Source organism: Providencia sp. CIM-Carb-044 (genome assembly GCF_033901115.1).
In the GTDB taxonomy this organism is placed as follows: Bacteria; Pseudomonadota; Gammaproteobacteria; order Enterobacterales; family Enterobacteriaceae; genus Providencia; species Providencia hangzhouensis.
In genome coordinates this window covers 298,946-310,687 of record NZ_JAXADV010000001.1, presented here as the reverse complement: position 1 = coordinate 310,687, position 11,742 = coordinate 298,946, and the positions used below count along the sequence as shown (strand labels likewise).

Genomic DNA, 11,742 nt, shown 5'->3' with positions numbered 1-11,742 from the left:
AATGCAGCTTAGAACTTTCTCAGTGTTACTGTTATTTGCCTCATTTTTCATTTTGAGTGGGTGCAGTAAAACGTTACAGACAGCGTCAAAAGTGGGGCAAATTCTATTGGACCCGTCGATTCCCGTTGGCTATCCAAAAGATCAGCCATCCACTGTTGATTTAACCATCCTCGCTGAACCCTATATTAATCCTAATCAGGAAGATGAAGCTGCACCGATAAATATCCAAATTGTTTATCTTAATGAAGATTCTTTATTTGGCTCTTTAGATCATGACCAGATAGAAGCTAAAGATGGGGACTTAGAGAAAGTTCTGAAGAAAAATTATATAGACCACCAAGATTACACTATCTTGCCGGGCCAATATAAGCCCTTCCCGACGATGACACTACAGGCATCTAATCGTTATATCGGCATTATTGCCTATTATTCAGACCCTGATAATGCGGAATGGAAAAAAATAGTTAAAGCCCGAGGAAAAGGACGACACTACTTTATTTTAGCTCACATTAGAGAAAACGAAATCGAATTTAGACAAGAAGAGGATGATTAATATGTCGACTAAAAATAGAGTAATTTGGCGTGAAGGGCTATTTATCAAACCTCAACATTTTCAGCAACAGCAACGTCATCAAGATTACGTTACTGAAAGTATTTTAAAGAGCTTTATCTCTCATTTTTGGGGATTCAGTACGTTATCGTTAAGTAACGATTTATATTCGTTAGGTCGTATTGGTATTCAAGAAGCTTCTGGCGTTATGCCAGACGGCACAATTTTCTCTATTCCAAACCAAGATTTATCACCACAACCAATTGATATAAAAAACATTACTGATAGTGATAGTAATGTCATCTACCTTGCCTTTCCTTTAGCTAATGGGAACGTTGGTGAAATCTCAAATGAGCATAATGGGAGCCGTTTACTTTCACGTTATAGTGAAAGTACAGAAAATGTTCGTGATTTACATACTGAAAATGGTGATTTAAGTACTATCCACGTTGCACGATTAAACCCTATCCTCAAGCAAGGTAAAAGTGGCTTAGACGCTTACGTGGCATTGCCCATATGCCGTATTAGAGAACGTAATGCCAACGGAAGCTTAACGCTTGATAACGATTATATTCCAAGCCTCCTGAATATTCGGGCATCGCTATTACTCAATGAATTTCTTACTGAGATTGAAGGCACTTTGTATGAACGAGGTAAACAAATAGCCTCCCGAATTGGTGCCCCTGGCCAGCAAGGTGTTGCGGATGTCGCTGAATTTATGATGCTACAAGTACTCAACCGTACCTATCCACTTTATTCACATTATGCGCAAGAGCCAGTCATTCACCCTGAAAAGCTTTTTCGGGATTTATTGGAACTTTGTGGCGAGCTGCAAACATTCACGAATTCGTCTCGCTTACCCGATACCATTGCAAAATATAAGCACTTTGATTTAACAGATAGTTTTCTCCCATTAATAAAAAGTATCCGTGAAGCATTAAGTGTTGTCTTGACGCCGCGTGCAATTCCTATTCCGTTACAAATCCAAGAACACGGTATTCGAGTGGCGACTATTCATGACAAACAACTGCTCCAAAAAGCGGAATTTATTATTGCAGTTAAGTCACAGATGCCACAGGAACAACTACGCCGGCAGTTCCCACAGCAAACTAAAGTGACCACGGTAAATAATATTCGTAGCTTGGTCAGTGTTCAAATACCGGGAGTCCCTTTATCCCCTCTTTCAACTGCTCCACGGCAATTACCTTATCATTCTGGGTATAACTACTTCCATTTTGATCAACAAGGTAATGAATGGAAGGGGATCCAGCAGGATGGCAATATCGCCTTCCACGTTTCTGGCAATTTCCCTGATTTAGATATTCAGTTATGGGCAATAAGAGATGGAGCACTCTATGACTGATAATATTTTGCTTAATCACGATGTTGATAGCGGTATTTCACAGAAGAATTACCAAATCCCACTTAGGGGTAACAACATTAACCCAATGATCGATGCTGCAACGCCACTTTTAGGTATGGTTTTACGAATGAAAGCGATGTCTGAAACGCCACTTTCAGAGAAACTTTACCAGCAAGTGGTCATGGACATCACGTCTATTGAACAGCAACTGCAAATACAAGGTTACGAGCCTGGGGCCATTGTTTCGTTTCGTTATGTCTTGTGCACTTTCATTGATGAAACAGCTCTTGGATTGGGCTGGGATCAAGAAAATGGCTGGGTAAAACAGTCATTACTTGTCCACTTTCATAATGAGTCATGGGGTGGCGAAAAGGTCTTTATCTTAATTGAAAGATTATTAGGTGAGCCCAAACGTTACCTCGACCTCATTGAGTTTATCTACCTTTGTCTCTGTCTTGGATACCGAGGTCGTTACAAAGTATCTGCGGGGCAAAATGATGAATTCAACCATTTGCTTAGACGCTTACAAAAACAAATACAACAACTTAAAGGCGATGCAAAACCGATTATCCTGTTTGAAAAAGGGAATAACAAGCAGAGCCGCTACCGTTTAGGTAAGCGGTTAGGCGTACGTTACATCATCATTGGTGCGGCAATATTAGCATTTATTATTTATCAGATTTACTCATCCCAACTGAATTACCAAACACTCAGAATTGTGGAACAACTTAATACTTTACTCGGCTAGGACGCATTATGATCCAAATTGATCTCTCAACACTTGTTAACCGATTACACCCGATTGCTAAGCATGCGTTAGAAAGCGCAGCAGCCTACTGTGTAAGCCATCAACAACCTGAAATTACGATTGCTCAGTTTCTTCAGAAACTCATTGAAACGCCATTAACTGACATTCGCCTAATCAGCCAGAAGAGCACTTTGGATATTAATAAGCTGTCAGAATTATTAGATATTCAAATTCCACCTCATCAAGCCATTACACAGAGCTATCCGAGCTTCTCTCCTTTATTGGTAGAGTGGATGAAAGACAGCTGGTTACTTGCATCGACAGAATTCAACCACAGTGAACTTCGCTCAGGTGTTCTCTTTCTCACATTATTACAAATGCCGTTGCGTTACCTCCCAAAACCGGTTGCAGACATGCTTTCACAAGTTAATCGAGAGCAATTAAAACTCAGTTTTGATAAGTGGACAGAAGGGTCTGCTGAATCGCCTTTTGACGAACAAGCACCTCAAAATAACGGCAAAATCGCGTCGGACTCATTGTTAGCAAAATTTACGCAAAACATGACCGAACAAGCTCGAAATAATGAGCTCGACCCTGTTTTATGTCGCGATCATGAAATCGACCTTATGATTGATATCCTTTGCCGCCGTCGGAAAAATAACCCTGTCGTCGTTGGGGAACCAGGCGTTGGGAAAAGCGCGCTTATTGAAGGCCTCGCATTGCGTATTATCGCCGGTGAAATCCCTGAAAAATTAAGAGGATGTGAACTTCTAACCTTAGATTTAGGTGCATTGCAAGCTGGTGCAGCGGTTAAAGGTGAATTTGAGAAACGCTTTAAAGGCATCATGCAAGAAGTTTCTCAATCTCCTCACCCCATAATTCTATTCATTGATGAAGCGCACACATTGATTGGTGCAGGTAATCAACAGGGTGGCCTAGATGTTTCCAATTTATTGAAACCTGCATTAGCGCGCGGTGAATTGAGAACAATCGCCGCAACCACCTGGAGCGAGTATAAAAAATACTTCGAAAAAGATGCTGCGCTAGCCCGCCGTTTTCAGTTAGTTCAAGTTAAAGAGCCCACATCTGCGGACGCAATTATCATTATGCGTGGTTTACGCGCTATTTATGAAAAAGCACACAATGTTTTTATCGATGATGAAGCACTTCGAGCCAGTGCTGAACTCAGTGAACGTTATATTTCAGGACGTCAATTACCTGATAAAGCCATTGACGTATTAGACACCGCATGTGCAAGGGCAGCGATCAATTTATCTTCGCCGCCAAAAATGCTCTCTTCATTAAAAACAGATCTCCAGCAAATAGAGATGGAGACAGCGATATTAAAAAGAGAACATCATCTTGGCTTGGATAATCACTCAGAACGCCTTGAGGAATTAGCATCAAAAGCAAATGAGATTGAGCAAAAAGCGTCCGATATACAACAAGCATGGGAACAACAACAAGCGCTTGTTTCGCAAATTATTACTTTGCGCTCAACGTTATTAGACGATGAGAATACTGAGCCCCAATCTGAAGAAACTTGCCAAGTTGATGAGCTGAAACAGGAATTGCAAACATTAGACCAGCAACTTGCTCAACTACATGAAACACATTTGCTTGTTTCGCCACACGTCGATAAAAAACAAATTGCAGCCGTTATCGCAGAATGGACAGGCGTACCATTAAACCGATTATCGCAAGATGCTTTATCTATTGTTACAGACCTTCCCTGCTATTTAGAAGAAAGCATTAAAGGGCAATCATTAGCAATACAGTGCTTACATAAACATTTGTTAACGGCACGCGCTGATTTACGCCGCCCAGGTCGCCCTCTTGGTGCATTTTTATTGGCAGGGCCAAGTGGTGTCGGTAAAACAGAAACTGTGATCCAAATTGCACAATTAATGTTTGGTGGAACTCAATACCTAACGACTATTAATATGTCTGAGTTTCAAGAAAAGCATACGGTATCTCGTCTCATCGGTTCGCCACCAGGTTATGTCGGCTATGGTGAGGGGGGGGTATTAACAGAAGCTATTCGTCAGAAGCCTTATTCTGTTGTACTACTTGATGAAGTCGAAAAAGCCCATCCAGACGTTCTAAATTTGTTCTATCAAGCATTTGATAAAGGCGAGATAGCCGATGGTGAAGGACGAGTCATTGATTGTAAAAATATCGCATTCTTCCTAACGTCTAATTTAGGTGACCATGTGATTACCGCGTATGCGGACAAACCTGATGAGCTGCAAGATGCACTTTATCCTGAGCTCACCACATTTTTTAAACCCGCCCTACTGGCCCGCATGGAAATTGTCCCTTATTTACCTCTTTCGGCTGATATTTTACGGCAAATTGTTGATAGTAAGCTGACGCGTCTTATGATCTTATTGAAACAACGTTTTAATGCAAAAATCCAGTTAGAAGAAAGCGTCCCTAATGAAATTTTACGTCGAGCTTCTCGCGCTGAAAATGGTGCTCGTATCTTAGAATCAATTATTGACGGTGCCTTATTACCGCCTCTTTCTTTGTTGCTCCTTCAATTCAGTGCCCGTAATGAAACCATCTCCCATATTCGTTTAACAACGGAAAATGATGAATTTATTGCGGAGGTTAACAAAGAAAAATGAAAGCAAGACTAAAAAATGCACTTGCTCTTCTTGAGTGCCGTGACGTAGAAGCGCTAGCCGTTCAATTTTTGACATATAGTTTTTCGCGTAGCGTATTCAGCGGGCTAATTATTTCATTGGTCAATAAAACCGAAAATAGATTAGAAAGCTGGAACATTGACCACTCACTCCAAGTTCAAAGCCATTTTTTAGACACTGATATTACTGATGCCGATCACCCTTTAATTCAACTTGTATTAAAGGGTGAACCCACATTTTGGAAGAATTTACAGCAAGGTAGCTACATTAATAACGCGTCATTACGTGATTTTATTTCGCAGCTTCCTGTTAATACTGGGCTGTATAGCTTACCACTGCATGATCTGAACCATAAACCATGCGGTGCCATTATTCTTTTAGGGCAGGCCAAAGAGTTAGAAAATTTCGAGCAAGGCATTTTCCCTATTTATTGCGAGCTCTTTCATCAGCAATTAAAACGCATTCTTGAATTGGCAAATACGCAACAAAAAATTTCGCACTTGCAATATCTCAATCAGTTGCAGAAAGAAAAGGAAGTAAGCCTCAATGAGGCCTTAAACATATTAACGGCATCAATCACAAGTATGGAACCAATAACAAATAACCCAAAAGATATTAATGATTTAGAGGCTGCTGTAGAGAGCTATGAAAAAGAAATTTTATTAAACAAGCGGCGTGAGCTAAAGGGAGATATCAACGCAATGGCAGAACACCTCAACATATCTAAGCGTGCGCTGATATATAAATTGAAGAAGTACGGAGTATAAAATGAAAATACTGAAACTCTTTTTTTGCTCTTTGATGCTAGTTTTCTTCGCTTTGTCTGGAAAAGCTGAAAGCAATATTAGCCAGAAGATCGCAGAAGAACTCACCCAGTGTCGTCTAGAATCTTCTCAGCTTATTCGCTTAGATTGCTATGACAAAATAGCGCTGTCCTCGACGCCTGCAGCAAATACTTCACCTAATATTGCTCAAATGGGGAAAACTTGGCGCCAAGCTTATGAACACGAAATGAAACGTGTCGAAAATAGTGCGGGTTTCTTAGTCTCAGTACCTGAAAATGGTGATTACCCCGTCATTATGACTATCCCTGCCATTGGTTTTCAACCTCCGCGCCCTGTTCTCATGTTGAGCTGCATCGACAACATTACCCGTATGCAAATTATTTTACCCAATAAACAAGATGCAGGCAGTGTCATGGTCTCGACTGATAGAACGCAATTCACTGCAGAATGGTTTTTACGCGAAAATGGCTATGTATTGGAATCAAGCCGTGGTTTACCTGGCATAGATGAAATCAAGCGTTTATTAAATGGCGAAAAATTGACTTTAAAATTAACTAATAACGAAAAACTAACGTTCAATATTTCAGGGATGTCCCAAGAAATTAAACCATTAAGAGCCGCTTGCCACTGGTAAAAATAATGACAAACAATACCCCTTATTCTTGGAAAGAACAGTTACTTGCCCATCTTGATGAACAGCTGGTGTGTAGTGCTGTGAACGATAGTGACCCCGACTGGGAGTATATCGATAGTGAAATGATAAAATTCGGCTCTCTCAGTCACAGCCAATTAGATGTTAAAGAAATTCAACGTCGGTGTTTGCGGTTGCTTGAAACACAGACAAAGGATTTCCGCTTAATCGTTCACTTATTACGTACCTTACAGCATGCAGGTGAACCTAAAGAATTAGTTTTAGCAGCGCAGATCCTTTCTGATTTTACGCGCCAATATTGGCATGTCTGCTATCCAACGAATATTAAGCTCAAGTTACGCTTAGCGAACCAAATTATAAAACGCTTCGAATCAGTAAACGATATTTTTTGCCGTTCTGCTAATAGCAAAATGCGTGATGATATCCTGGGATCTTTTGCCTATTTAGCGCAATTTTGGCATGAACAGAGCCCTGAACTTTCTGAACAAATTGATGCATTGAGTCGAGATTATCAGCGAATTGAAGAAAGCGAACAGCCCATAGTGTTAGCTTCAGCACCAAAAGAAGCCGCAATGCCTATTACTGAAACTGTACAACCACCAGCAAATAGCTTTGTCATGCCAGCAATCAATATAAATCAGCATGACGAAAGACAATGGAAGCAAACGCTACTCCAAGTTTCAGAAGTTATTTGTTTACAAATGCCTGAAAGTTCAGTTGGTTATCGCTTACGACGTTATGCTATCTGGCATTCCATTACAATGTTGCCCCAAGCCGATCGTCAAGGTAAAACCCCCTTAGCGCCGGTTTCGATGGATCGCATAATGGATTACAAAGCCCAACTTTCTCAACCATCAAACTCCCTATTAAATAATGTAGAGCAAAGCTTATCACTATCGCCTTATTGGCTAGAAGGCCACATGCTCGCAGCACAAGCAGCAGCTAAACTGGGTTATTCAGAAGTCGCGGATGGTATCGCAGAAGAGTTACGTCTTTTTTTAGCTCGCCTTCCAAACCTCGTCAACTTGCATTTTTCTGATATGAGCCCTTTCGTCCCCGACAGCGTGAAAGAATGGTTAGAAGATTGTCGCAAAACAGAGAGTGGCCAATTATCTCATTCAAATACCACATTATTACAGCAAGACGTTTTACTGTGCTATGAACAACAAGGGCTTGAAGCCGCATTGAAGCTCATTGAATCAAGCCTTGTAGCTGCAATAGAGCCTAGAGATAAATTTTATGGGCAATTATTGTCAGCGCAACTATTCGAGCTCTCAGGAATGGGCTATATGGCGGCCCACTTATATCAGCAACTTTATACCGCTACTTTACACTTTTCACTCGAGGATTGGGAACCCAGCCTCGTAAGACAACTCGTTCAAAAAACAGACAAAATACCAGAAACAACAATGACTATGGATAGGGATCTACAATAATGAAATTACCGTTTTTCTCCATTTCAAACATAACCAATTCGGTAAAAAAACTGTTTTTTGCTGATAGGCCCAAAATTGCCTCCTTTTTCCTATTTTTATTAGCGTTACTCCCTGCGCTCGTCATTGTGTGGATTTGGTGGTGGGGGCCGACATTCACTTATCAAGACTCAATGCCATTTAGTACACTCACCTCACGCTGGCTTGCTACGCTAATTATTATTTTGCTTGTCGTCAGTTGGATAGGTTTAGTTACATGGCGTCGAGTAAAAAAACTTGAAGCGTTAAAACTCGATGTTGAGTTAGCCGTTGTTGACCCCGTTAGGCAGGATATTGATTTCCAAAATCGTTATTTAGACTATTGGAAATCTCAATTTACTCGTCACCTAAATGGCCATTCTAAGGCTGTTTATTTGCGTCCTTGGTATTTTGTTTTAGGTGCAAACCAAAGCGGAAAACATAGCTTATTGAAAAATACGCTGAATCCATTGGATATCGCGCCAAGTGACAATATCGTTAATGAACAAAAGCTGCCTTTAAATATTGAGTGCTTGTTGACGGATAGTGCCGTTCTTTTTGTTCCTAACGGCAAGCTATTGACTCAACCAAATGAACATAATGAGAAACCTCAACTCTATCATCGGTTGTGGGAAGAGCTACTTAATTGGATAAAGACTAATCGCTCAAGACAACCCATGAACGGGATTATTTTAACGGTAGATACCTTATCCCTACTCACCAATACGAAAGAGCAAAACAGCCAATTGATTGCTGACCTGCAAATGCGTATTGAAGAAATTAGAATGACTTTTAATAGTCAACTACCATTATATATCGTATTAACGAAGCTCGATTTATTACGTGGTTTCGATTCAATGTACCAGTCATTGGATGCGCAACAACGTAACCAAGTATTGGGTGTTTCTTTCGACCTTAAATCCCAAAAAGATTGGAAGACGGGTTTAACGCACTTCTGGTTACAGTGGGTTAACCAAATGAATAGCGCACTACCTGAAATGATGCTACAACGAGCGGAAGGTAATCAACGTAGTGATTTATTCAGCTTTGTACGTCAAATAGAAGGGTTACAGAGCCACGTTATAACATTAATTAATGCACTGTTGATTAATAACGAACAACATAACATTTGTTTAAGGGGTGTTTATCTCACCTCTGCATTACAGATTGGCCAAATAGACGATGTCTTTAGCCAAACGGCATCCGTGCAATACCATTTACCGACAGCCCCACTAACAACTTGGCCAATCAATGATAGCCACCCTTACTTTACACATAATTTATTTGACCAAGTCCTTTTCAGTGAGCCCAATTTAGCAGCTGAAAATCAATATTGGGTCAAAAAACACCGTTCTCGTCTCTTAGTCACAACACTGGCCAGTTTTGCCGGTTTAATTGCGCTTTGGAGTGGTTGGAATCACTATTATGATAAAAACTACCGCGCCGGTGAGAGTGTGCTTAATGAGGTTAAAGCCTTTAGAACGATAGATAATAACGTCCAAAAAGATACTGATGGTAGCTTACAACTTCCCGTCCTCAACCCATTGCGTGAAGCGACACTTGCCTATGGGAACCACCGCGATAAAAATGCGCTGTTTTCTGATATGGGGCTGTATCAAGGCCAAAAAGTCGGCCCACAAGTTGAGCAAGTTTATCTGCAATTACTGACCGAACGTTTCTTACCCGCAATTATGTCAGGGCTTTTAATTGAACTTAATAATGCAGATAAGGGCAGTGAAGATAAACTCGAAATTTTACGCATTATGCGCATGTTAGAAGATAAAACAGGGCGCAATAATGGCATGGTTGAAGACTTTATGGCGAATTATTGGAGCCATCTCTTCACTGGGCAACGTGAAAAACAAATGCTATTAAAAGCACACTTACGTTATGCTCTTGAACACACGGATTGGAAAGCGGAACGAGACAACGGTCTGATGACTGCGATTAAGGCCTTCACGCCTTTTGCGACCCCCATTAAAAATGCCCAGAAAGAACTCAGTGTGTTATCGCTTTATCAACGTGTGTACCAGGCATTACGGCTAAAAGCCAACCAAGAACTTTCAGCGCCTTTAAATTTGCAATATCAGATAGGCCCAAGTTTTAATACTGTTTTTACCGCTATTGATGAGGATAAATTAGAAATCCCACAGTTTTTAACACGTTCAGGATTATTAAACTATTTTATTCGCCAAAATGACAAATTAGTTGAACTCACGTTGCTTGATGCTTGGGTGCTCAATCTCACATCAAATACCCAATATAGTGAGAATGACCGTAAAGAAATTCAACGTCAAATCAGTGAGCAATATATCAGTGATTATATCGCTCAATGGCGTAACGGAATGAGTAATTTAGAAATTCGTGAATTTGACTCAATCCAAGATGAAATCATCGCTCTTGAACAAATCATCAGCGGAGAGCAGCCTTTACGTCGTGCCTTACAAGTTTTGCGTGATAATACGGTCATTCCATCCATTGATGAAAACTTACCTATTGAGAAACAAAAAGCCTTGATGGCAGAACCTTCTTACCGTTTATTAACACGTTTAGATAGAGAATTCACACCCCAAACAGAAATACTGGTCAGTAATCAAGGAGAAAACTTACAGAATCTCAATCAAAAATTGAATGATTTGCATCGATATTTGTTGGGAATACAAAACTCTCCAGTACCGGGCAAAGCGGCACTTAAAGCAGTTTCCATGCGACTCAATGATAATAATAAAGATGCCATATTTGAACTATCACAAATGGCTAAAACATTGCCTGAACCGCTCAATCGTTGGGTAGATGAACTTGCAGAACAAGCCTGGAATGTTGTCCAGAAAGAAGCTATTCGACATATGGAAGTTGAATGGAATGAAAATGTTGTAAAACAATATAATACCTATATTGCTGGTCGCTATCCGTTTAATCCAAACTCAAAACAAGATGTTCCATTAAGTGAGTTCGAACGCTTCTTTAAACCTAATGGCACACTCGATAGCTTCTATCAACAGAACTTACGTTTATTTGTTGAAAATAACTTAGTCGATAATAGGGATAGTCAATCACTGATCCGCTCTGATGTTTTAGCGCAAATTGAAACTGCAAATCGCATAAGAGAAACCTTCTTTAATGCACAAGGTAATTTAGAAGCACAATTTGCAGTTGAACCCCTTTCATTAAGTGGCAATAAACGCCGTAGTATCTTAAATCTTGACGGTCAGCTTATTGATTATGCCCATAGCCGCAGCCATGTCACGCATCTCGTTTGGCCAAACTCGATGCGTTCAAATATTGAAAGTAAACTGACTCTAGTTCCGCTTTCCGGCGATAAATCGCCTCGTTCAATTAGTTTCTCAGGACCGTGGGCACAAATGCGCTTAGTCGACAGTGCGAAGTTAATGAATATCAAATCCAATTCATTCGATATTCGTTTCACGATTGATAGCGGAGATATGACTTATCGAGTACTCGTTGATGAGTCTAATAATCCTTTCTTCGGAGGATTATTCACAAAGTTCCGTTTACCTGAAACCCTTTACTAATGTGATTGCCTC

The 11,742-nt window shown here is 40.4% G+C and carries 8 protein-coding genes; all 8 read left to right on the top strand.

The genetic code is table 11. From position 1 onward, the window contains the following. Position 1 precedes the first annotated feature (1 nt). From tssJ to tssM, 8 genes are read left to right on the top strand one after another with little or no spacing between them, the layout of a single operon-like run. Entirely contained in the window at positions 2-553 is a 552-nt protein-coding gene (gene tssJ / locus SJ312_RS01300) for a type VI secretion system lipoprotein TssJ (RefSeq protein ID WP_004908047.1), read from the top strand. A gap of 1 nt (position 554) precedes the next feature. Beyond that, a complete protein-coding gene (gene tssK, locus SJ312_RS01295) occupies positions 555-1,913 on the top strand; it encodes a type VI secretion system baseplate subunit TssK (protein ID WP_004908045.1) in 1,359 nt (452 codons plus the stop codon). Continuing rightward, positions 1,906-2,661 carry a type IVB secretion system protein IcmH/DotU gene (gene icmH, locus SJ312_RS01290; protein ID WP_110591488.1) on the top strand — a complete coding sequence of 252 codons (756 nt, stop codon included), beginning with the start codon at positions 1,906-1,908 and terminating at the stop codon, positions 2,659-2,661. Before tssK ends, icmH begins: the two co-directional genes overlap by 8 nt. Positions 2,662-2,669: 8 nt before the next feature. Then, positions 2,670-5,291, top strand: coding sequence for a type VI secretion system ATPase TssH (tssH, locus tag SJ312_RS01285; RefSeq protein WP_319866749.1), 2,622 nt, complete (start codon positions 2,670-2,672; stop codon positions 5,289-5,291). Beyond that, positions 5,288-6,076 carry a helix-turn-helix domain-containing protein gene (locus SJ312_RS01280; protein WP_004256008.1) on the top strand — a complete coding sequence of 263 codons (789 nt, stop codon included), beginning with the start codon at positions 5,288-5,290 and terminating at the stop codon, positions 6,074-6,076. The genes tssH and SJ312_RS01280 overlap by 4 nt, the downstream gene beginning before the upstream one ends. Before the next feature lies 1 nt (position 6,077). Beyond that, positions 6,078-6,728: a type VI secretion system-associated protein VasI gene (vasI, locus tag SJ312_RS01275; protein ID WP_004256010.1), complete on the top strand. Its 651-nt coding sequence runs from the start codon at positions 6,078-6,080 to the stop codon at positions 6,726-6,728. Between the two features lie 5 nt (positions 6,729-6,733). Then, positions 6,734-8,182, top strand: a complete 1,449-nt coding sequence (gene tssA, locus SJ312_RS01270; protein ID WP_319866746.1) for a type VI secretion system protein TssA — start codon at positions 6,734-6,736, stop codon at positions 8,180-8,182. Further along, on the top strand, positions 8,182-11,730 hold the full coding sequence (tssM, locus tag SJ312_RS01265; protein ID WP_164565371.1) for a type VI secretion system membrane subunit TssM: 3,549 nt from the start codon (positions 8,182-8,184) through the stop codon (positions 11,728-11,730). Before tssA ends, tssM begins: the two co-directional genes overlap by 1 nt. Positions 11,731-11,742: the final 12 nt, after the last annotated feature.

Bases quoted from the DNA above. Each gene is read 5' to 3' on its own strand.
- tssJ (WP_004908047.1), top strand. From the start codon at position 2: ATGCAGCTTAGAACTTTCTCAGTGTTACTGTTATTTGCCTCATTTTTC.
- tssK (WP_004908045.1), top strand. From the start codon at position 555: ATGTCGACTAAAAATAGAGTAATTTGGCGTGAAGGGCTATTTATCAAA.
- icmH (WP_110591488.1), top strand. From the start codon at position 1,906: ATGACTGATAATATTTTGCTTAATCACGATGTTGATAGCGGTATTTCA.
- tssH (WP_319866749.1), top strand. From the start codon at position 2,670: ATGATCCAAATTGATCTCTCAACACTTGTTAACCGATTACACCCGATT.
- SJ312_RS01280 (WP_004256008.1), top strand. From the start codon at position 5,288: ATGAAAGCAAGACTAAAAAATGCACTTGCTCTTCTTGAGTGCCGTGAC.
- vasI (WP_004256010.1), top strand. From the start codon at position 6,078: ATGAAAATACTGAAACTCTTTTTTTGCTCTTTGATGCTAGTTTTCTTC.
- tssA (WP_319866746.1), top strand. From the start codon at position 6,734: ATGACAAACAATACCCCTTATTCTTGGAAAGAACAGTTACTTGCCCAT.
- tssM (WP_164565371.1), top strand. From the start codon at position 8,182: ATGAAATTACCGTTTTTCTCCATTTCAAACATAACCAATTCGGTAAAA.